The organism is Hymenobacter sp. YC55 (assembly GCF_029433095.1).
Lineage (GTDB): Bacteria > Bacteroidota > Bacteroidia > Cytophagales > Hymenobacteraceae > Hymenobacter.
In genome coordinates, this window is record NZ_JARNTX010000004.1 from 26,600 (window position 1) to 48,676 (window position 22,077).

14 protein-coding genes are annotated in these 22,077 nt (G+C 57.9%); 12 read left to right on the forward strand and 2 right to left on the reverse strand.

The features are described from left to right. Positions 1-79: 79 nt before the first annotated feature. From P1X16_RS22760 to P1X16_RS22795, 8 genes are all read left to right on the forward strand, one after another. The gene (locus tag P1X16_RS22760; RefSeq protein WP_277234129.1) at positions 80-1,069 is read left to right on the forward strand and encodes an NAD(P)/FAD-dependent oxidoreductase; all 990 of its coding nucleotides are present in this window, start codon (positions 80-82) and stop codon (positions 1,067-1,069) included. A 127-nt stretch (positions 1,070-1,196) separates the two neighbouring features. After that, positions 1,197-2,201: an SDR family oxidoreductase gene (locus P1X16_RS22765; RefSeq protein WP_277234130.1), complete on the forward strand. Its 1,005-nt coding sequence runs from the start codon at positions 1,197-1,199 to the stop codon at positions 2,199-2,201. Between the two features lie 70 nt (positions 2,202-2,271). Then, entirely contained in the window at positions 2,272-3,801 is a 1,530-nt protein-coding gene (locus P1X16_RS22770; RefSeq protein WP_277234132.1) for a M20/M25/M40 family metallo-hydrolase, read from the forward strand. Positions 3,802-3,912: 111 nt separating this feature from the next. Then, positions 3,913-4,515: a gluconate 2-dehydrogenase subunit 3 family protein gene (locus P1X16_RS22775; RefSeq protein ID WP_277234134.1), complete on the forward strand. Its 603-nt coding sequence runs from the start codon at positions 3,913-3,915 to the stop codon at positions 4,513-4,515. 146 nt (positions 4,516-4,661) lie between these two features. Next, on the forward strand, positions 4,662-6,341 hold the full coding sequence (locus P1X16_RS22780; protein WP_277234136.1) for a GMC family oxidoreductase: 1,680 nt from the start codon (positions 4,662-4,664) through the stop codon (positions 6,339-6,341). Between the two features lie 322 nt (positions 6,342-6,663). Continuing rightward, the gene (locus P1X16_RS22785; RefSeq protein ID WP_277234138.1) at positions 6,664-7,998 is read left to right on the forward strand and encodes a family 1 glycosylhydrolase; all 1,335 of its coding nucleotides are present in this window, start codon (positions 6,664-6,666) and stop codon (positions 7,996-7,998) included. Positions 7,999-8,123: 125 nt separating this feature from the next. Beyond that, a complete protein-coding gene (locus tag P1X16_RS22790; protein WP_277234140.1) occupies positions 8,124-9,566 on the forward strand; it encodes a pitrilysin family protein in 1,443 nt (480 codons plus the stop codon). A 60-nt stretch (positions 9,567-9,626) separates the two neighbouring features. Beyond that, entirely contained in the window at positions 9,627-11,087 is a 1,461-nt protein-coding gene (locus tag P1X16_RS22795; protein WP_277234142.1) for a pitrilysin family protein, read from the forward strand. A 399-nt stretch (positions 11,088-11,486) separates the two neighbouring features. Here P1X16_RS22795 and P1X16_RS22800 read toward each other — a convergent pair whose 3' ends face one another. Then, entirely contained in the window at positions 11,487-13,007 is a 1,521-nt protein-coding gene (locus tag P1X16_RS22800; protein ID WP_277234144.1) for a catalase, read from the reverse strand. 201 nt (positions 13,008-13,208) lie between these two features. On the opposite strand from P1X16_RS22800, the gene P1X16_RS22805 reads away from it, so the two are divergent. The 4 genes from P1X16_RS22805 to P1X16_RS22820 all read left to right on the forward strand — a co-directional run bounded on the left by P1X16_RS22805 (position 13,209) and on the right by P1X16_RS22820 (position 19,611). Further along, positions 13,209-14,138, forward strand: coding sequence for a LysR substrate-binding domain-containing protein (locus P1X16_RS22805; RefSeq protein ID WP_277234146.1), 930 nt, complete (start codon positions 13,209-13,211; stop codon positions 14,136-14,138). A 464-nt stretch (positions 14,139-14,602) separates the two neighbouring features. Then, on the forward strand, positions 14,603-17,773 hold the full coding sequence (locus P1X16_RS22810; protein ID WP_277234148.1) for a fibronectin type III domain-containing protein: 3,171 nt from the start codon (positions 14,603-14,605) through the stop codon (positions 17,771-17,773). Between the two features lie 187 nt (positions 17,774-17,960). Beyond that, positions 17,961-18,737 (forward strand): alpha/beta hydrolase, encoded by a 777-nt coding sequence (locus tag P1X16_RS22815; protein ID WP_277234149.1) that lies wholly within the window; start codon positions 17,961-17,963, stop codon positions 18,735-18,737. Between the two features lie 70 nt (positions 18,738-18,807). Further along, entirely contained in the window at positions 18,808-19,611 is an 804-nt protein-coding gene (locus P1X16_RS22820) for an aquaporin (protein ID WP_277234151.1), read from the forward strand. A gap of 24 nt (positions 19,612-19,635) precedes the next feature. On the opposite strand, the gene P1X16_RS22825 is transcribed toward P1X16_RS22820, so the two are convergent. Further along, positions 19,636-21,975: a patatin-like phospholipase family protein gene (locus P1X16_RS22825; protein WP_277234153.1), complete on the reverse strand. Its 2,340-nt coding sequence runs from the start codon at positions 21,973-21,975 to the stop codon at positions 19,636-19,638. Positions 21,976-22,077 lie beyond the last annotated feature (102 nt).

Below are 22,077 nucleotides of genomic sequence, written 5' to 3' on the forward strand. Positions count from 1 at the left end.
CAAATCTTGAGCTCGAAGCCTAACATATAGTCAGGGTTAAGGGTATATGTAAGCTGACTTTCTTCTGCTATTTCGTGCCATGCCTGTTGCTGCTTCCACTCCGTCTGTTACACCTCGCCCGCGTCGTCACCGTCCGCCAGCGGCTCCTTTGCTCGACTACGATGTGGTGATAGTAGGAGCAGGTAGCGCGGGCTTGAGCGCCGCGTTGGTGTTGGGCCGTTGCCTACGGCGGGTATTAGTTTGCGACGGAGGTGCCCCACGCAATGCTCCTTCGCCGGGCGTGCAGAGCTTTTTCACCCGCGACGGTATCAAGCCGGCCGATTTACTGCGGCTCGGGCATGAGCAGTTGCGGCCTTACACAACCGTCGAGGTGCGAACTGCGCGTGTGGTAAATCTGGAAGCAGTACCAACTGGATTTCAGCTGACGCTAGAAGGAGAATCAGGCCGAACAAGTATGTGTACTGCTCGAAAAGTGCTGTTGGCAACAGGCGTACAAGATGTGCTGCCGGATGTAGAAGGCATGCGTGAATTGTGGGGCAAGGGGGTCCTGCACTGCCCGTACTGCCACGGGTGGGAAGTGCGCGACGAGCCCTTGGCCGTGTTCGGCCACAGCAAAACGGTAACGGGGTTGGCTCTACTCGTGAGCCGGTGGAGCAGGGATGTAATTGTCTGTACGGATGGTTCGACCAGCCTTACTGCCAATGCCCTTCGCCGCTTGCGCCAACACGGTATCAAGGTGCGCCAAGAAAAGATCAGCCAGTTAGAAGGCACCAAGACGGGCAAACTAAAGCACATCGTTTTCGAGAACGGGGAAAAGCTGGAACGCACAGCAGTTTTTATTCATCCGCATCAGCAGCAACGCAGCCAGTTGGCCGAGCAGTTGGGCTGCCGCTTCACTAAGAAAGGCGGGGTGTGGGTCAATAAAAACGCTGAAACCACTTTCCCCGGCCTCTATGCCGCCGGCGACGCCACCCCAGGTACCCAGCAGGCGTTGCTGGCTGCCGCCAAAGGCGGACAAGCTGCTATTTGCATCAACGAGCAACTGACCAGGGAAGAATGCCCTAAGTAGTGAACGGTGAGGTAATGCGCTTGGCGTTTGCGGCGTGCTGTTCGCGCTGGTAGAATCTAGGGCGCACGACTTCACCACTGCTCAGCTTTTTGCGTAGAGTAGAACCCAACCTCTACCGTACGACCTCATGGCTGCCAAAAAAGCTGCTCCGAAAAACTCTGCTGCAAAAGACGCTGCCCCCAAGAAGCCTGTTGCCAACAAGCCCACTGCCACTACACCCGCTGCCAAAAAAGCCGCAGCCGCTACCACCGCACCCAAACCGGTGAAGCGTCCCACGGCCAAGGACATGAAGCAGCACGCCGAGAAACTACCCTACCCGGCCAAGCAGGCCGATATGAAGTTGCAGCCCGGTATGAATCTCAGCACGTACCGCGCCGCCAGCAAGCTTCAGGACAAGATTGCGCTGATAACCGGCGCCGATTCAGGCGTTGGGAGGGCGGTGGCGGTGGCCTTTGCCATGGAAGGAGCCCACGTGGCCGTGCTTTACAACGAGAATACCGTGGATGCCGAAGAAACCAAGCGTTTGGTAGAGGCGCAGGGGCGGCGGTGCATCTTGTTGCAGAGCGACGTGCGCGACCCTGAGCAGTGCAAGCAAGCCATCCGCCGCACCCGGGCCGAGCTAGGGGGCCTGAACATCCTCGTCAACAATGCCGCTTTCCAGATGAGTGCCGAGAAGTTCGAGGATATTCCGGAAGAGCAAATCCGCCGCACCTTCGACACCAACATACTGGGCTATATCTGGATGGCGCAGGCCGCCATTCCCCACCTCCAGCAAGGCGACTGTATCATCAACACCGGCAGCATTGTGGGCCTCACGGGTATCCCGATTTTAGTGGATTATGCCAGTACCAAGTCGGCGATTCACGCCCTTACCAAAAGCCTGGCTACCTACCTCGGCGAAAGAGGAATTCGGGTGAACTGCGTGGTGCCGGGCCCAGTCTGGACGCCTAATATTCCGGGCACCATGCCCGCCGAGGAAATCGAGAAGTTTGGCTACGAAGTGGCCTTGGCCCGCCCAGGTCAGCCCGAAGAATTGGCACCAGCCTACGTGTTACTGGCTTCGCAAGATGGCTCTTTCATGACTGGCTCCCTCGTGCACGTGACCGGTGGCAAGATGAGTTCCGACCAATAAAAGGTCGGTTCGTTTGCGTTGCGGCGCCTATCTTACCAGCAGGTGAGCACAGTAAGGCTCCGCTTTTGGTATGAAAAAACGATACGCATCGAGTCTGGTCTTGCTGGTGGCGCTGGCAGGTTTTAACGCGCCCGACACAGCCGTGCAGAAAATTCGGCAATACCGGCAAGCGCACGAGTTGCCGCTGCTTACCGAGTACATGCAATTTGTGGGTATTCCCAACGTAGCCGCCGACAGCGCCAACCTGCGCCAGACGGCCCGCTTCATTGTGGGCATGATGCAGAAACGAGGAATCCGGACGCAACTGCTGCCGGCTACCACGCCCGGCGTACCGCCCGTTGTGTATGGTGAGGTGCGCACGCCCGACGCCAAGCGGACTATCGTGTTCTATGCGCACTACGATGGCCAGCCCGTCAATGCCGCGCAGTGGGCCACGGGGCTTAGTCCGTTTCAACCACAACTGGCCAGCGCGGCACTGGCGCAGGGTGGCCAGTTGCTTCCGATGGTGCGCGCCGGTCAATCCATCAGCCCCGACTGGCGCCTGTACGGGCGTAGCAGTTCCGACGACAAAGCGGGCGTAATGGCTATTCTGGCCGGCTATGAGGCCTTGGCGCAAAGCAAGCTCAAGCCGGGCGTCAACATCAAGTTCTTTTTCGAGGGCGAAGAGGAAAAAGGCTCGCCTCACCTCAGCGAAATAGTGGAAGGCCACCGGGCCCTGCTGGCCTCCGACCTCTGGATTATCTGCGACGGACCGGTCCATCAGTCTGGGCAAAAGCAGGTGGTGTTTGGCGCCCGCGGCGACGTGAATGTCAACCTCACGGTATACGCTTCCAAGCGGCCCCTGCACAGCGGCCACTACGGCAACTGGGCGCCCAACCCTGCTCTTGAACTGGCGCAGCTATTGGCCTCTATGAAGGACAGTACGGGGCGGGTCACCGTAGCAGGGTTCTATGATGACGTGCAGCCGCTGACCGCTACCGAGCGCCAGGCACTTGGGCGGGTCCCCAACCTCGATGCCACCATTCAGCAGGAACTTGGTTTTGCGCAAGCCGAAGGCAACGGGCAAACGCTGAGCGAATTAATCAACCAACCCTCGCTCAACATCAACGGCATGCGTAGTGCCAACGTCGGGGCGCAGGCGGCCAACGTGATTCCCACCATTGCCGAAGCCACGCTGGATTTGCGCTTGGTGCTTGGCAATGACAGCAAACGACAGGTAGAGAAAGTGGTGCGCCATATCCAGCGGCAAGGTTTCTTCGTGACAACCCAAGAGCCCACCGACGCCGAGCGGGCCCGCTACCCCCGCATTGTGCGAGTGGAACCCAAGACAGGCTACAACGCCGAGCGCACCCCCATGGACCTGCCCATTGCCCGCGAGGTGGTAGCCGCTGTACAACGCACCACCCCGCAGCCAGTGGTGCAAGTGCCGACCTCGGGTGGCAGCTTGCCGCTGCATGTTTTCAAGAAGATAAACGCCATAACGCTCACCGTGCCAGTAGCTAACTACGACAACAACCAGCACGCCGAAAACGAAAACGTGCGCCTAGGCAACCTGTGGGACGGCCTCGAAACCATGGCCGCCATCATGCAGCTAAAATAATTTTCGTAGCTCAACCGTAATCCAGATAATATTTTCAGCCAGCGGGAGGATTTCACTCGTAAGCGGTTTATACCTCGACAGTACCAATTGTGCTGTATTAGCTGCTTTGTGATGTCTGCTCCCGTATATCCTTCTGGTACTGTTCGTTCGCTGCTGGCCACCGACCTAGTGACCGATGCCACCCGCGCTGCTTTGCAAGCCCGCCTCGATGCCCCAGTTCACGAGCCCGAGTTCTTCGAGCCCCAGACCTATGCATTGCTGCAGGCCGTAGCGGCCCGCCTTATTCCGCAGCCCGACCGTACCGAACCCATCGACGTGGCCGCGGGTATAGACAAGCGCCTCGTCGATGGTAAAGCCGACGGCTGGCGCTACGATGCCATGCCCCCCGACCGGGAGGCCTACCGCCTCGGCTTGGGCGGCATCAACCAAGCCGCCCTGTCCCTGTTTCAGCAGCCCTTCCTGAAGCTGCCCGAAGTGCAGCAAGACGCCGTGCTGGAAGCCGTAGCCGCCGGCACCGCGCCCGGCGACAACTGGCAGCAACTCCCCATCGGCCGGTTTTTCGAAGAAATGCTGGCCGAACTAACCGAGAACTACTATTCCCACCCGCTGGCGCAAGAAGAAATTGGCTATGTGGGCATGGCCGACGTGCCTGGCTGGACGCACATTCAGCCCAACGACTTAGAGCCCCGGGAGCCAGAGAGACTAACTGACTAGCAGAGAGCCGAGTAAAGCAAGACATGTTGAATGGCGCGATTCAGTATATCAGCGGCCATGCATGTCATTTTAGCCATTACTCAGGTGCTCCGCTACTCCCTTACTCTCGGCTCAGTTACTCCGCTACTCCATTACTCAACGAAGCTATGCCCGACGAAGAAGTTCTCGAAGAAGGCGTTCTGAATCCTATAAAAACCGAAATCCAGGACCCGCTTTTGCAGGCCATCTTGGAAGAAAACGGCGAATTTCTAACAGCTCCTACAGAGCTAGAGCAGCCGGCCCCGCTCCCCGACCCCGTGGACGAAGTGGACTGCGTGGTGATTGGAACCGGAGCCGGGGGCGCGCCGCTGCTGGCTCGCTTGGCTATGGCTGGCCTGAAAGTGGTAGCGCTGGAAGCTGGCCCCCGCCGCAACCCCATCACCGACTACGCCACCGATGAAAAGGCCCAAGCCTTTCTGTTCTGGAACGATGAACGCCTGTCGGCCGGGCAAAACCCGGTAGCCTTCGGCAACAACAACTCCGGCACTGGAGTAGGGGGCTCCACCTTGCACTACACCGCCTACACGCCCCGCGCCCAAGACGACGACCTGCACCTGCACCGCGACTTTGGGGTGGGAGTGGACTGGCCTTTCGGAATAGAGGAACTGGAGCCCTACTACGATGAGCTAGAGCAGTTTCTGGGAGTATCGGGGCCGACGCCGTACCTGTGGGGTGCGCCGCGGCGCAGAGGTTACCCATTGGCGCCGCTACCGCTCAACGGTGCCGCGCTACTGATGCAGCAGGCATGTGCGCAATTGGGCATCCAAACTTCTCCGGCGGCCAATGCGGCCCTCTCAGCGCGGTACTATCAAGAGGGGGTGGGCTGGCGCGAAGCCTGCACCAACCGCGGCTTCTGCCAGGCCGGCTGCAACGTGGGCGCTAAAGCCAGCATGGACGTTACGTTCCTGCCGCTGGCCGAAGCCCACGGCGCCGAAATCCGGGCCGATGCATTTGTAACCGAGATTGAGCGCGACGAGAAAGGCCGCGTGACCGGTGTGGTATACGAGCAATATGGCGTGACCGTGCGGCAGCGTTGCCGCCACTTGTTTCTGTGCGCGGGAGCCGTCGAAACGCCGCGCTTGCTCTTGCTCAACGAGTTGGCGCTTACCAGCGGACAAGTCGGCAAGCACTTCATGGCGCACCCAGGCATGCAGGTGTGGGGTACTTTCGCCGAGGACATCCGGCCCTACAAAGGCATACCCGGCGGGCTGATTTCCGAAGACACGCACCGGCCTAAGGATGCTGATTTTGCCGGTGGCTACTTGCTGCAAAGTATCGGCGTAATGCCCGTAACATTTGCTTCGCAAATGGCGCGGGGCCGCAAGCTGTGGGGCCAGCAGCTGCGCGACTACATGCGCAACTACAACCACATTGCGGGCATCAACATCCTCGGCGACTGCTTGCCCCACGCCGACAACTTCCTGGAGCTATCCGACGAGAAGGACGCCCGCGGCTTACCTAAACCGCGCCTCCACTTCACGGCCCAAGAAAACGAGCTGCGCATGAATGCCCACTCCGAGAAGCTGATGCGCGAGATATGGACCGCCGCCGGCGCCACCGACCTGTGGGCTTTCGAGCGTTACGCCCACGTCATCGGCACGGCCCGGATGGGCCTGAGCGGCGACGATGCCGTCGTTAACCCCGACGGCCGCGCCTTCGACGTGCCCAACCTCTACATCTGCGACAACTCTGTTTTTCCCAGTGCCCTCAGTGTCAACCCCGCCCTCACCATCATGGCCCTCAGCCTCCGCACCGCCGACAAATTCCTGGCTAGTTATAATGCCTAGTGCTTCGTGTTCCCATCAGGCCGTCATGCTGAGCATAGGCGCAGCCGAAGCATCTCGCATGATGACATTGCCAAAGTAGTCCTGTCATGCTGAGCATAGTCGAAGCATCTCGCGTGCCGACGTTGCCACACTAACCGTCATGCTGAGCGCAGTGCAACGAAGCCGAAGCATCTCGCTCGAATCATTGCGGCAGAAGGTATTTACCACACTAGCGAGATGCTTCGGCTGCGCTCAGCATGACGGGCAAGTGAAAGCTTCACGGCCGTGTGCAGATAGTTTTCCTTGAATTTTATTAGAACAGCCTAAGCACCAAACGCTAAAGATGAAGAGCTTCCTTACCCATATTACAGATCATTTCGGCGACGGAGGCTACGAAGGTGACGAGTTTGGCGGCGCGGCAGGCCACGACGGGAGCGGCTTGCCGACCGGCGCACCTGGCAACTTTATGTTCGCTACCGGCATCGAGTGCTCGTACCCTACCATTGCGGGCGGCACCATCCGGCGCGACCTGCTGGCCGAAACCGACCACTACAACCGCTATAAGGAGGACCTTGGCTTGGTCAAGGAAATGGGGTTGAAAGTGCTGCGCTACAACCTGCCGTACTACCTCATTCAGAAAGCGCCCGGCAAGTACGATTGGGAGTTTGCCGACCGGGCCATGGCCGAAATTCAGCGCCTCGGCATAACCCCGATTCTGGACCTGATGCACTTCGGCGTGCCCGACTGGATTGGTAATTTTCAGAACCCCGAGTTGCCCGTCTTCTTTGCCGAGTACTGCGGCGCTGTGGCCCGTCGTTACCCGTGGGTGCGGTTCTATACGCCTGTCAATGAGATATATGTAACGGCCCGCGCTTCCGCCAAAGACGGCATCTGGAACGAGCAATTGAAAGATGACCGCGCGTTCATTACGGCCATGAAGCACATTACGGCCGCCAGCATCATGGGCACACAGCAGATTGCCAAGCACCGCCCCGACTGCGTGATTGTGCAAAGCGAATCGGCGGAGTACATCCACGAAATGCGGGCCGTGGCTACGCCCGAAATCTGCCTCATCAATAAGCTGCGCTTTCTAAGTCTGGATTTGCTCTACGCGCACCCGCTCGACTCGGAAGTGCTGCTCTACTGCCTCGACAACGGCATGACCCGGCAGGAACTCGACTGGTTTATGGCCGGCGAGCCACCCGGTTACCAAGTGATGGGCAACGACTACTACGGCCGCAACGAGCGGATTATCAAGCCCGACGGCAAGTGGTGCCAGGCCGAAGACGTGCTTGGCTGGTACACCATGACGCGCCAATACTACGAGCGGTACCGCAAGCCCGTCATGCACACCGAAACCAACACCTTCGACGCCAAAGACGCCGAATGCTGGCTCTGGAAGCAGTGGGTGAACGTGATGCGCATTCGGCAAGACGGCATTCCGGTTATCGGCTTCACCTGGTACTCCCTGCTCGACCAGTTGGACTGGGACATCTCACTGGCAGAAAAGCGCCTTGCCGTCAACGCCTGCGGCCTCTACGACCTCGACCGCAAAATCAGGCCGGTAGGGGAGAGCTACAAGATGCTGATCCGCGAATTTGGCCAGATAACCATGGTGCCCTACGCCGAAATGTTTGCCGTAACCAGTCAGCCAGCTATGCTCAAGGTGAAAGTGTAGGTTGGCGACTTATAGGCTTCGCGCTACAGCCTATTATTCTCGGCTATATCATATAGCCGCTATTCTATTTTTACTTGGAATTATGTAGGTTGAAGATGTTTAATGAACATTTTCAATTTACTGCTATGCGTACCTTCCCATTATCCCGGCAGCTCGCTTGGAGTGCGGCTCTGCTGTTGGGCCTTCATGCGTGCAGCCCCAAAGCCACTACCAGCATCACTACCCCGGCCGCTACGGCGCCGTCTACTGCTACCACCACGCCATCGCAGCCTGCTGTAGCTGCCTTCCAGATTCCGGTGGAATACTACACCTTGCCCAACGGCTTGAGAGTGGTGCTTTCGCCCGACCATACGGCTCCAACGGCCACGGTAGCGGCGTACTACAATATTGGCTTTCGCAACGAGCCCCGCGACAGGACGGGATTTGCGCATTTGTTTGAGCACCTGATGTTTCAGGGGTCGCAGAACCTCGGCAAAATGGAGTTCATCCAGTTAGTGCAGAAGAATGGGGGCATCCTCAATGGTTCGACGCGCTTCGACTTCACCAACTACTACGAAGTGGTGCCCTCGCACAAACTCGAAACGCTGCTGTGGGCCGAAGCCGACCGGATGCGCGGCCTCGCCATCACGCAGGCCAACCTCACCAACCAGCAAGGCGTGGTGAAAAACGAGGTGCGCGTAAACGTGCTGAATGCGCCCTACGGTGGTTTTCCGTGGCTCGATATGCCGCAGAAAGCCAACAAGAACTGGAACAACGCCCACAACTTCTACGGTGACCTGAAAGACCTGGACGCCGCCACGCTCGAAGACGCCCAATCGTTCTTCAAAACCTACTACGCGCCCAACAATGCCGTACTGGCTGTAGTCGGTGACTTCGAGCCTGCTGACGCCAAAGCTTTGGTGGCTAAATACTTCACTGATATACCGAGTGCCCCGCAGCCACCCAAGCCCGACCTCACCGAGCCGCGCCAGGAGCAGGAACTGCGCTTCACCAAAGACGACAAACTGGCTACCAAGCCGGCCCTAGCCTTCGCCTACCACATGCCCGAGCGCAACACGCCCGAGTACTACGCCCTCATCCTGCTCGACCAAATCTTGCTCCAGGGCAAAGACAGCCGCCTCTACCAAGCCATGGTGCAGAAGCGCGGCTACTCCGACAACGTGAACGGGGGTATCAACTACCTCGGCAACGCCTTCAACTACGCCGGCCCCATGCTATGGATGGGCGACTTAACCTACGACCAAAATATAAAGTCCGACTCGGTAGTGAGCGTGCTCGATCAGGAAATCAACCGCCTCAGCAAGGGCGGCATCAACCAGGCAACCTTGGATCTGGCCATGGTGAAACTGCGCTCGAGCCTCTACGACCAGCTCAGCGGCTCCGACAACTTCGGCCGGGCCGATATGCTGGCCGCCTTCGCTCTCTTCGACAACAACCCGGCCCGCATCAACACCTTAGAAGCCGAATTCCGGAAGGTGACACCGGAGCTGATGCAGAAAACCATTCAAGAGTATTTGCGGCCCACAAACCGTACCTTGCTTATCGTCAATCCGTTGGCGAAGAGCTAGGAAGTTCTGTGCCGCCTCGCGCCGCCCATACGAAGTGTCTACCTCTAGAAGCTGAACTCCATGAAACCGCTATACCTTACGCTGCTCTGCGCCGCCTTCGCCGCTGTTGTAGCGCCCGTTGCCTCTGCTCAAACCAAGCCAGCTAAACCAGCCGCCAAGCCCGCCGCGGCTAAAGCAGAGGTGCCTGCCACTCCCAAGCAAGCGCCGCCCGTTGGGGGTACACCTCGTGATTTTGCACTGCCCGCCAAAGAAGAATTCGTGCTGCCCAATGGCTTGAAAGCTAAGTTGGTACCCTTTGGCCAAGTGCCTAAGGTGACCATGATGGTAGCTATTCAGGCCGGCAACGTGCACGAAGCCGCCAACGAAGTAGGCATTGCCGACCTGCTGGCGCGATTGCTGGCCGAGGGCACTTCCACGCTCAACGCCACCCAAATAGCAGAGAAAATAGCGGCTATGGGTGGTTCGCTGGACATATCGGCGGGGGCCGATCAGACCTATGTTCAAGCGTCGTGTTTGTCGGAGTATGCGCCGGAGCTGGCGACTTTGCTGGCTGAAGTGGTGACGCATCCGGCGATGCCCGCCAGTGAGTTACCGCGCATCAAAACTGATTTCAAGCGCCAAATGAACTTGGCTCGCGCCCAGCCCAGCATGCAGGCCCGCCAGAAGTTCACGGCGGCGCTATACGGCAACCATCCCTACGGCCGCCCGCTGCCCACTGATGCCTCCATCGAGGCCCTGACCATGGAACAGGTGAAATCGTTCTACCAGAACCAGTATGGCGCCAAGCGTACTAGCGTGTACGTGGCCGGCAAGTTCGACGCAGCCGCCCTCCGCGAGGCCATCACCAAAGCCTGGAGCGCATGGACGCCCGGCCCGGAGCCGCGCATCGAAGTAGCCAAAGCCCAGATTCGGCCCGACATCACCACCCTCGACCGGCCTAGCGCTCCGCAGTCTACCATCGTCATTGGCATGCCCGTCGTGGACCCCAGCCACCCTGATTACCTGAAGCTGCGCGTAACTAACTCGCTGCTAGGCGGTTCGTTTGGCTCCCGCATCACGCGCAACATTCGGGAGGACAAAGGGTACACCTACTCACCCCGTAGCGTAATCGAAACGCACTACCGCGCGGGCAGCTGGAGCGAAATTGCCGACGTGACCACCCAGGAAACCGGCAATTCGCTCAAAGAAATTGTGTACGAAGTCGAGCGGCTACAAAAAGAAGCGCCTTCGGCCGAGGAACTGAAAGGCATTCAGAACTACGAGTCGGGGTTGTTTGTGCTACGCAATTCCACGCCAGCCGGTATCATCAACCAGCTCAACACCCTCGACCTGCACGGCCTGCCCGACAGCTACCTCACCGAGCAAGTCAAGAACATCAACGCCGTAACGCCGCAGCAAGTCAGCGAAACTGCCCGCAAGTACGTCCGCCCCGAAGCCATGACCGTGGTAGTGGTTGGCGACAAGAAAATCATTGACCCCCAAATCAAGAAATTCCAAGCTTCTCGCAAGAAAGCTTTGTAGAAGCAAAGAAGGCTAGAATTTGCAACTAGAAGACTAAGAGCTAGTTTAGGTCCCCATCTAAGCAGGAGCTAGGGGTGGTTGACCACTCATTGAACGACTCGTGCCTCTTGTATCATGGTGCTTGAACGTCATGCTGAGCGTAGTGCAACGAAGCCGAAGCATCTCGCGTGCTGACGTTGTCAAAGTAATAGTCATGCTGAGCGCAGCCGAAGCATCTCGCTCGAATCGTTGCGGTAGAAAAAGTTTACCACACTAGCGAGATGCTTCGGCTTCGTTGCACTGCGCTCAGCATGACAGGACAGTCTAGGCAAACAGAGGCTAACTAAAAGCCTAGCTTTTATATTAAATAAAAAAGCCGCTCCGAGTTACCCGGAGCGGCTTTTTACTTGCTCATTGCAGCTACACCGTTGCAGCGGCGGCAGCTGGGGCGTGCTCCATTGGAATTTCGGCGTCTACGCCGAGGCCTTTGGCAATGGCCATCCCGAGGCGTACATCGGCGCGGAACCAGTGGCAGAGCTGGCGTTGCGTGATAAGGTCTTTCTTGGGGCCGTCAATGCCGCTCATGGCGCCCACCACGTTGTTGATGAGGTTGCGCTGCGCTTGCGGGTCGAGGAGGCGGAACAGGTTGCCGGCTTGGGTGTAGTGGTCGTCGTTGCCGGGGCCAGCGTTACGGTCGTAGCGGTCGGCGAAGAGGCCGTCTAGTTCCTGTGCGGGTTCTCCCACGGTTTTGTCTTCCACAGGTCCGTCGAAAGAGTTGGGGAAGTAGTTTGGGCCGGCGCCGCCGTTGTCGCCGAGGGCCATGCGGCCGTCGCGCTGGTAGTTGCTGAAGCCGTAGGGGCAGGCATTAACGGGCAGGTGCTCGTAGTTGACGCCGAGGCGGTAGCGGTGCGCGTCGGGGTAGCTCAGGATGCGGCCTTGCAGCATCTTGTCGGGCGAGTAGCCGATGCCATCCACCACGTGGGCCGGCGAGAAGGCCGCCTGCTCAACGTGAGCGTGGTAGTTTACGGGTACTTCGTTGAGCTCCATCACGCCCACTTCGTGCAGCGGAAACTCGCCTTGGGGCCACACTTTGGTGAGGTCGAAGGGGTTCCAACGGAAGTTCTTGGCTTGCTCGTCGGTCATCACCTGGATGAACATCTTCCAACGGGGGAAGTTGCCGTTGTCGATGGCGTCAATCAGGTCGTGCTGCGCGAAGTCGGCATCTTCTCCCTTCATCCGAATGGCTTCGTCATTCGAGAAGTTCTTGATGCCCTGCTCGGTGCGGAAGTGGAATTTCACCCATACCCGCTCGTTCTGGTTGTTGATCAGCGAGAAAGTGTGCGAGCCGTAGCCGTGCATGTGGCGGTAGCCGTAAGGCGTGCCGCGGTCCGACATCAGAATCGTGACTTGGTGCAGGCTTTCGGGGTTCAAACTCCAGAAGTCCCACATCATCGTGGGGCTCTTGCGGTTAGAGCGGGCTTCGCGCTTTTGGGTATGAATGAAGTCGGGAAACTTCACCGGGTCTTTCACAAAGAACACGGGCGTGTTGTTGCCTACCAGGTCCCAGTTGCCGTCTTCGGTGTAAAACTTCAAGGCAAAGCCGCGCGGGTCACGCTCGGTATCGGCCGAGCCTTTCTCGCCGCCTACTGTGCTGAAACGGGCAAACAGCTTGCACTCGTTGCCGACCTTACTGAACAGCTTGGCCCGGGTGAGGTGCGTAATGTCGTGGGTGACCGTGAATTTGCCGTACGCGCCGCTCCCCTTGGCATGAACCACCCGCTCTGGAATCCGCTCCCGGTTGAAGTGAGCCAGCTTCTCGTGCAGGAAATAGTCCTGGAGCAGCAGCGGGCCCCGCGCTCCGGCGGATACAGAGTTTTGGTTGTCGAAGATGGGCCGGCCAGCAGCCGTGGTGAGCTTCTTCGGTTGGGTTGATTCTTCCATGATAGTAGAGGAGTTAGTGGCGAGAAACCACCGTCGGCACGCCTAGTGCAGCAACGGAAGCTCGACAAAGGTGCTGCATCCAGTTGTATAAAGAAAATCGATTTTATTGATTCTATTATAGATTTGACTTATAATAAACTCGTAGCCCCGCCTCACACTCCAAAGAGGTAAGCGGGGGTGACGCTCTCATCTTTTACACCCATGACTGTTCAGCAACTCGAATATTTGGTAGCCCTCGACACGCACCGTCAGTTTGTGTTGGCCGCTGAGAAATGCTTTGTCACGCAGCCTACGCTTAGCATGCAGCTTCAAAAGCTGGAAGACGAACTTGGCGTGTTGCTCTTCGACCGTACCACTAAAGGTGTGCAGCCCACGGTAGTAGGAGCAAAGGTGGTGCAGCAGGCCCGCCAGGTGTTGCGCGAAGTGCGGCATCTGCACGAAGTAGTACAGCTGGAAAAAGGCGAGTTGGTAGGGGAATTGCGGCTCGGCATTATTCCTACGTTGGCTCCGTACTTGGTGCCCTTGTTTCTGGTGGAGTTGGTCGAGCATCATCCGCAGTTGCGGGTGCAGGTAGAGGAGTTGCAGTCGGCGCAGATTGTGCAGAAGCTCAAAGACCATACGCTGGATGTTGGGTTGCTGGTCACGCCCCTCGACGACCGGCAGCTGCGCGAAATTCCGGTGCTGGAAGAGCCTTTCCTCGGCTACATTGCGGCCGACCATCCGCTGTATCAGCAAACTACTATTGCGCCGCAAGACATGGGTGCGCCTGGGCTTTGGCTGCTACAGCAAGGGCATTGCTTTCGGCATCAGGTGCTCAACATTTGCGCCCCGGCCCCCGTCGATACCACGCGCCCGTTCACGTACGAAAGCGGCTCGATTGAAACCCTGAAGGAGCTGGTGCGGCACAACCACGGCTACACGCTAGTGCCCGAGCTGTCGGTGCTGCAAGAACTCGACAACCCGATGGTGAAGCGCTTTGCCGCGCCCGAACCCGTGCGGGAGGTAAGTTTGGTGGTACACCAGGGCTTTGTACGGCTGCCCCTGCTCACGTCCCTGCGTGATATTATCGTCAAAAAAGTGCCCGAACGCCTGCACGCTGGCAAGTCAGCTCAGAAAATACGGTGGAAGTAGCAGCACTCTCTTCGGGCAAGCTAGCTAACTGAAGAAATGTAGTTGTCTTACTTTGAATGGATTAGGCTAATACTTTGGCTATGCTATTGATTTGCAGTAGATAACAGGCTATAGATAGGTGCTCGTAAACACGAGGGAAGCGTATGACCTAGGCGTGGCAGCTCAAGGAAAAGCCGGGGTAAGCGCATTCTTCAAGACAGATTAGTATAGAGGCTCATACTTCTAGTGCTTAAGGCTAGGCTACATACCACTTCCTAACTCTGCTACACAATACTAATTATTGTCTAAAATATTATATATTGATTTACCCTATAAGCAGCGGTAAGACCTCCGTATTAGATTAGTTAAAAAACTAATGCAATGGTTTATATGTGGGGTAGATAGGCCGAAGGGCAGCTTCGAAATTGCAACCACTGTATTGGATCTGTTTAGTTTCTCTTTCTCCACCTTTTACATCTTTCCGAATGAGAGCAAACCTTTACTCACTTATTTCTTGGTCGCCAGCCAGGCTTCGGTCGCGGCTGACAGCGGTGGCGGCCGCTATGCTACTGGCCCCTGCTGCCTGGGCTCAGATTGAAGTTCCCGCCGGGAATGTCGACTCGGGCACCAACGGGCGCAAGCCTTTCGGTACGTGGTGGGGCTACGAGCGGAGCGCCATGATTTATACCGCTGCCGAAATCGGAACTACCGGCAATCTGACCCAGATAGGCTTCTACCTCAACGGGGTAAATGCACCCGGCGCTGCGGCAACTAAAATCTACCTCAAAAAGGTAAGCAACGCCACCTTTGCGGCCGCTACCACGGTAGCTGCCGAAGAAATGGGCGCCACGTTGGTTTACGATGCTACTATCCCAGCGGCTTCGTTCACGGCCAATAAATGGGTGAGTGTGCCACTAACGGCTCCATTCGCTTATGATGGTACCGCCAACTTGGAGGTGATTGTGGAAACCAATACCGCGCCGGCTGGCAACGAGACAAGTGCCGGCAAAGTGTTTCGCTATTCTTCTACCGGCACCAACAACCGAACCCAGTTCTGGCAAACCGACTCCGCCCCACCCACCACGGTAGGAACGCTGAGCCTCCTACGGCCTAACATTCAGCTAACTGGCCTTGCACCATTGGCTTGTGCCCCGGTAGTAACCTTGAACGTGACGAACATCACGACTACCTCGGCGCAACTCTCGTTTACGCCTAGTATTTCCAGCACCAGTTATACCGTAACCTACACGCCCACCGGCGGTACGGCTACCACCATAACGCCCGCCCCTACGGCTTCCCCAATCAATCTTACGGGCCTAACGCTTAATACCACGTACACGGTAACTATTACCAGCAACTGCGCGGGTAGCACCACTTCGCCGGTAGTTACCACCACGTTCACCACGCTGGCCGTAGCCAACGACAATCCGCTCGGAGCCATTGCGCTGCCTATTTCCACTACTTGCGTGCCTACCAATGGCACCAACGTGGGAGCTACCACCACGCCGCCCAACGGCTACACCAACCCCGGGGCAGCGCCTAACAATTGCGGCGCTGCTCTCACCCCCCGCGACGTGTGGTACACCTTCACCACGGCGGCGAGTGGGGCAGGCAGCACGGCGGTTAGTTTACAGGTGACAGGCAGTCCGGCCGGTTACATTCGTGTGTTCAGCTCCGCAAACGGGGCAGCGGGCCCTTTTACGGAAAGAGCTTGCGCTTCGGGTGGCGCCAACAACACGGTGTCCATTCCACTGAACTTAACGGGCCTTACGGTCAATACCACCTACTATGTAGCCGTGTCGGGGTATGGCTCTGCTGATGCAACGGGTCCGTTCACGATCTGTGCAAGTAGCACGCCCGTAGCCATATGCGCTCCGCCTTTAGCTGTATCTGTTGGCAGCATCACGGCTACGTCGGCCAACCTGGTATTCACGCCTGGGGCCGGCAATACCAGCTACACCGTGACGTATTACCCAACGGCCACGCCGGCCATGACGACCACCGTAACCCCGACCCCAACGGCCTCACCGGTGCCACTTACTGGGCTCACGGCCTCCACGGCTTACACCGTAACCCTCCAGCCCTTGTGCGCAGGCGGTGGCACTACAGGGCTAGTTACCCGGACGTTCACCACAACGCCGCCGCCCCCAGCCAACGACAACTGCGCCGGAGCCACGGCCCTCAACACTACGGCTACGTGCACGCCAATTACCACCACCAACGCCGGCGCTACCGCTTCAACGGGGGTGCCTGCGCCAAGCTCGACCGCAGGTACCGGCTGCTTCGTAGCCGCAACGCCCGTCAATAACGACGTTTGGTATAGCATGGTAGTGCCAGCTTCCGGTGGACTCACCGTCACGACCAGCGCCATAGCAGGGTCGCCAGTGGAAGATATGGGCCTGGTGCTGTATACGGGTACCTGCGGCGCGCTTACCGAAGTAGGCTGCAGTGACGACATCAGCTCGACTAACTTCTTTTCGAGTGCACGAGTGGTGGGCCTTACTCCTGGGTCCACGGTATATGCCCGCGTATGGAGCTTTGGCACCACGCCTACTGGTCAGTTCGGTATCTGTGCCGTGCCTACCATTGCCAACGACGCGGCAGTTCAGATTATATACACCGTGAGCAAAGCGCCTATATCGGCTCCGCAGGTAATTCAGGCAGTTGTTCAGAACCTAGGCTCGGCACCACTAACCAATGTGCCGGTGCTCCTTGCCGTAACGGGTTCCTCCCCGTTTGCAAACGGAAAAATAGTACCAACGCTGGCACCCGGCGCTTCAACTACGGTCACGTTCGATACCTATACCCCAACGGCTACCGGCAACAACACCATTACGGTAACGGTACCAGACGACGGGTTGAACGCCAACAATTCGCAGACCGCTACCACGGCTGTTACCACCAATAGCTTGTCGTATTATATTGAGGGGCAAGCTACTACCACCTCCGTTAGTGTTTCGAGTACCAACCCGGGCGGTACGTTGGCGGCCAAACACATTATCAATACCCCTTCTACTATCGGTGAAGTGCGGCTGACTTTCTTGGCGTCCACGGCGGTAGCAACGTACCAAGTGGTGATACTGAATGCCACGGCAACCGGGCAGCCAGGTACGGTGCTCTTCACCTCACCGACCTTAACCAAGCCAACGACAGCCGGCGTGGTAACAGTGCCTATAATGAATACGCCCGTAAATGGCACCTTCTTCGTTGGGCTGAAGGAAGTTTCGGGTGGGGTTGGTATTGCGTATCAGGTGGAAGACCCGCTGCGCCCCAATACTTACTTCTACCAAACGTCCGCTACCGGCGCTTGGGCCGACGTAAATACCACTACCCTGAGAACCCGCCTCGGGATAGAAGTGGGCTTCAGCACGCGCGTGCTTTCGGCGCGTAGCGCGGCCTTCGCGCAGGATATTTCCCTGTATCCTAACCCGGCGCATGATGCCTTCATGCTGAAACTTCCTCCCATGGCAGGCCAGCGTACGGCCAAGCTGACGCTTATCAATACGCTAGGCCAACAGGTGCAAACCCGCACAGTACAACTCGGCGCCAACGGCACCGAAACGCAAATAAAGGTTGACGGCCTCGCAACGGGCCTCTATACCCTGCAAATCCAAACCGCCGATCAGCTAGCTACCAAGCAAGTGGTGGTGGAATAGAGTAACAGCCAGCAAGACAGGCGAATAACTGTCCTGACTAGTTTCCAAGAAAAGCCTGGCTTACTCAAGCCAGGCTTTTTGCTGTTCAGGTTGGTAATAAGTTCGCCTATTGCGTATGCTGCCATAAGTTCATCACAAGTTGGCGGCAAGTATGTTATGCTTAGCGCTACCCTTACTCTTGTTTCCTATGCTACCGTCATCTTCCCCGCCTGTGCCCGGTGCAGCTCCACTTACATTCGTGTGTTTGCATTACTGGGCCGGCTCGAGCAAAGAGTGGCAAACCGTGGGCGAACTGCTAGCGCCAGAATACGGCGTGCTAGCCCCCGACCTAGGAGGCTTTGGCGGTGCGCCAGCGCCGGCCGGCGGGTTCACCGTGGATGCGTATGCCGACGAGGTAGCCGCGTATATAGCAGCGCGGCAACTGCAACAGTATGTGCTAGTTGGGCACAGCATGGGAGGCAAAATTGCCCTGGCCCTCGCCGCTCGGCAACCCCTCGGGTTGCGAGGCGTAGCGCTGCTGAGTCCGTCGCCGCCCACGCCCGAACCCATGACCGAAGAAGACCGGCAAGGCAGCCTGCGGGCCTTCGGGAAGCGCCAAGAAGCTGAAAAAACGTTGCGCACTATTACCGCTCGGACGCTACCTTCTGCTGTGCAGCAGCAGATTATCGACGACAACCTACGGGCCAGCAAGGCCGCCTGGAATGCGTGGCTGCTACACGGCAGCCGCGAAAATATAGCAGCTCGGCTGCAGCACTTAAGCGTGCCTTGCACCGTGCTTGCGGGCGACCAAGACGCGGTATTGTCGCCGTCGGTGCACGGGCTCGAAACCCTGCCATTGCTCCCCGAAGGTACCCACCTCGACATTGTGGGCGGTGCCGGCCATCTGCTGCCCTACGAAGCGCCCGAGGAAGTAGCAACCCTGCTGCAAACATTTGCCCGGCAACTTCCCCCGGCAGCAAACTAACTTGTTGGCGACCGGCTGCGTTGGAGGAAAGGTGCGTGAACCTCAGCAAACAGTAGCATTTTCGAGTCGTATGATAGCCGCGTGGCGTCGGCACTGGCCGCACTACCTGGCCGAAGCGCTTGGGCTGGCTTTCTTTATTAGTTGCGCCAGCTTGCTTACCGTTTTGCTGGAGCACCCAGCGTCGCCCGTTCAGCAAGCCCTGCCGAACTCGACGGTGCGGCGTGGCCTGCTAGGGTTAGCCATGCTCTTGGTCGTGGTGACTATTGTCTACAATCCGTGGGGCAAACGCTCGGGAGCGCACATCAATCCGGCCGTGACCTTGGCTTTCTGGCAACTAGGTAAAGTGCGCCTTCCCGATGCTGTTTGGTACGTGGTGGCCCAACTAGTAGGCGCCATCGTGGCCGCGCAGCTGATGAGCCGGGTGCTCGGCCCCTTGTACGCTCACCCGGCCGTTAAGCACGTCGTAACGCAGCCCAAGCCAGGCGGTGCAATGGTGGCTTTTGCCGCCGAATTTGTCATCTCCTTTGTTCTGATGCTGGTGATGCTGAAGGCCTTGCACTCCAGTAAACTTAAGAAGCTAACGGGCTGGCTGATAGGCGGACTAATTGCGCTTTACATCTTAATCGAAACGCCTTATTCGGGCATGAGCCTGAATCCGGCACGCAGCCTTGGTACGGCCCTGGCGGCCAACAGCTATTATGGTCTGTGGGTATATTGGGTGGCCCCGCCCTTGGCTATGTGGCTAGCAACGGTGCTGTTCCGGCGCTTCTACCACGGCGAAGACCTAGACTGCGCCATCCTGGCGGGCTGTGGCCCAGGCACCTCGTCACCCCACTCACCCGAAGAAGAGCCACCCCAGTATCCCGACGAGTGAACTAGTGAGGAGTGAGGTTGCTACTTAGTCCAATGCTCTTTCGCGGAACAGAACGTAGCCGATATGAGCAAACACCCCAAATTTATGGTCAGGGTCGTCGTAGTGAATGAACTGTAGCGAAGCGGGTCCTACTGGAGTTTGGTAAACAAAGCCAGACATGGCCGTAAGGTAGGGACGGCTGAAGCTGCCGCGAGCGGCAAGCAGCGGGTTGCTTTCCGACCGCTCATAGGGGCGGAACAAGGCGTGGACGTATACTTCGCTGCGCCATTCCAATGACCCAATTACGGCCTTGATATAGCGCAATCCTACCGCTGCGTAGGAGGTGCCCCGATAACGATCCAGAAACAACGTGCGAGAATCGGGGAGGGGCAGGAAGGCCGGCGCCGACGTGAGCGACGAGCGGTAGGTGGCAAACCGTCCCTGCGTGGAAGCTACTGCATCCACGGTATAGCCCCAGGCATGCACGCGGCGACCTACCGAATCCACTTTGTGGAAGGTGAAGTACTGCTCGGTGTAGAAGCGCGCTTGCAACCACTGGTGGTCCTTGTTGCGGGCCGACAGTCCCGTTGCGGTGGAACCAGGTCTGTATTCTTCTTCCCCGAGTACCCCGCGTAGCTTGATTTCGGCCCGCCGACCCCCAACAGCGTACTGCCGACGGTTCAGGGAATTACGCTGAAACTCCAGGGTGCCGGTGAGGCCACGCTTGATGCGGCTTTCATCGAGTTCGGCTCCGCTACTGATTTCGTTGGTATTGGCAAACCGGTCGCGGTTCGTGAACAAACTGCCCCCCAAAATAAACCGGCTACGGTAGTTGGGGCTGTAGCCCACCACGAATCCCGTGCGCAGGTCGCGTTGCTGCAACTGCGTATTCTGCGCGGTGCTGCCCAGCAAAACGCCAGTATCTTGGTAATTGAAATTGTTGAAGGTGACAATGGGCTCGAAGTAGAACGGCGCATTGCCAGGAATACTGATCCGAAAAGAGCCCTGCGCCCCGTTGTAGAAGCGCCCAATGGTAGCATCGGCTTGCACCGTGTATAGCAGGCGGTTGAGGTAGCGGTAGGCCCCGCCCAAGTAAAAATTGCTCATCGAGCGCGAAGACAGCAGCACCCCCAAGTCGGTGGTGAGGTTGCTGTTTTGGCGGGCATCCAGGTTCATCACGTACCCGCCGAGTTGGCTGTCGTAGCGGACCCGGGGGTAAACGTTGTTGAAGAAGTCGTTGTTGACGAGGCGGTAGTAGCCTTCCTCCACATCACCGGGCGAATAGCTGGAACCGGTACGCTGAAAGAAGCGCCGAATAAACTCTTGTTGCTGGCGCGGCACACCTTGCACGGTTATTTGCTTGAACTCGGGACGGGGTGCCTGCTCCTGAAAGGCGCGCCGGCGCGCCTGTAAGGCCAGCGTATCCTCGCGCCGTGGAATACGGGTCAGTAGTTCGTCTAACTTCTTTTCTGTGGCTTGCTTGCCCAGCATCAGCAATTGGCCCACTTTGTTGAAATCACCAGCCGTGTAACCAGTCAGATTAGGCTGAATAAAGACCCCGTTGCGGCCGACCGACGTGGTATCGGCGCCATTGAAGCCCACAAACAGCAGCGTGTTGGTAAGCAATTCGTCGTCTTTTTCTTTCGGGTATTTGTTGAAGGCCACATCCCCCACGTTCACCCCGATGATAATGTCGGGCTTGAACTCTTCGCGCATTACGTCGGTCGGAAAATTATCAACTACGGCCCCGTCGAAAAGGTAACGGCCGTCGGGTTGCCGAATGGGCCGAAACGCCAGCGGGAAAGCCATGGAATTGCGAACCGCATCGGACAAAGAGCCGTTGCGCTGCACTACTTTCTCGCGCGTAAACACCTCCGAAGCCACGCTGCGGTAGGGCACCATCAGTTTATCGAAGTTGTAGCCGGAAATAGCGCCGGCTGGGGCGAGCATGGTGGCCAGTACGTAGTTCAGGGTTACGTCATCCACGAGCTTAGGCGTCACGCGGGCCTTCAGCGTCGAGTCGATGGCGAGGCGCAGGTGCAGCGCCGCAGGGTTGTAGTCGTTGTCGTAGTAGTTGTAAACCTTGCCTTCGAGCGGCTCGCCCGACACCCAGTTCTGAAACTCGGGCCGCAGCACAATCTCCTTTATCTCGCGGGGCGAGTAGCCCGCCGCGTACATACCGCCCACAATGGCCCCCATGCTCGTCCCGACGATGTAGTCGATGGGGATTTGGTTTTTTTCCAGCACTTCCAGCACCCCCACATGGGCTAGCCCTTTGGCACCGCCGCCGCTCAGCACCAAGCCTACTTTTTGAGCTTGGGCCAACGGGCTACTCACAAGCAGCAGCAACAGTAAAAATTCGAGGATACGGCGAGTTTTTCGCATATAAGCAAGTAGGTAAGCTCCACCTTACTGGAGCGCGTTTCGTACGCAGCCATCCCAGACAAGTTGCGCCAGTATGGAAGTGTAAGGCTCGGTACAAATAAC

What these genes read in the sequence shown, in the direction of transcription:
- P1X16_RS22780 (WP_277234136.1), top strand. Translation starts at nt 4,662, where the DNA reads ATGCCCGACGAAGAAGTTCTCGAAGAAGGCGTTCTGAATCCTATAAAA.
- P1X16_RS22805 (WP_277234146.1), top strand. Translation starts at nt 13,209, where the DNA reads ATGACTGTTCAGCAACTCGAATATTTGGTAGCCCTCGACACGCACCGT.
- P1X16_RS22775 (WP_277234134.1), top strand. Translation starts at nt 3,913, where the DNA reads ATGTCTGCTCCCGTATATCCTTCTGGTACTGTTCGTTCGCTGCTGGCC.
- P1X16_RS22785 (WP_277234138.1), top strand. Translation starts at nt 6,664, where the DNA reads ATGAAGAGCTTCCTTACCCATATTACAGATCATTTCGGCGACGGAGGC.
- P1X16_RS22790 (WP_277234140.1), top strand. Translation starts at nt 8,124, where the DNA reads ATGCGTACCTTCCCATTATCCCGGCAGCTCGCTTGGAGTGCGGCTCTG.
- P1X16_RS22760 (WP_277234129.1), top strand. Translation starts at nt 80, where the DNA reads ATGCCTGTTGCTGCTTCCACTCCGTCTGTTACACCTCGCCCGCGTCGT.
- P1X16_RS22825 (WP_277234153.1), bottom strand. Translation starts at nt 21,975, where the DNA reads ATGCGAAAAACTCGCCGTATCCTCGAATTTTTACTGTTGCTGCTGCTT.
- P1X16_RS22810 (WP_277234148.1), top strand. Translation starts at nt 14,603, where the DNA reads ATGAGAGCAAACCTTTACTCACTTATTTCTTGGTCGCCAGCCAGGCTT.
- P1X16_RS22795 (WP_277234142.1), top strand. Translation starts at nt 9,627, where the DNA reads ATGAAACCGCTATACCTTACGCTGCTCTGCGCCGCCTTCGCCGCTGTT.
- P1X16_RS22770 (WP_277234132.1), top strand. Translation starts at nt 2,272, where the DNA reads ATGAAAAAACGATACGCATCGAGTCTGGTCTTGCTGGTGGCGCTGGCA.
- P1X16_RS22800 (WP_277234144.1), bottom strand. Translation starts at nt 13,007, where the DNA reads ATGGAAGAATCAACCCAACCGAAGAAGCTCACCACGGCTGCTGGCCGG.
- P1X16_RS22765 (WP_277234130.1), top strand. Translation starts at nt 1,197, where the DNA reads ATGGCTGCCAAAAAAGCTGCTCCGAAAAACTCTGCTGCAAAAGACGCT.
- P1X16_RS22820 (WP_277234151.1), top strand. Translation starts at nt 18,808, where the DNA reads ATGATAGCCGCGTGGCGTCGGCACTGGCCGCACTACCTGGCCGAAGCG.
- P1X16_RS22815 (WP_277234149.1), top strand. Translation starts at nt 17,961, where the DNA reads ATGCTACCGTCATCTTCCCCGCCTGTGCCCGGTGCAGCTCCACTTACA.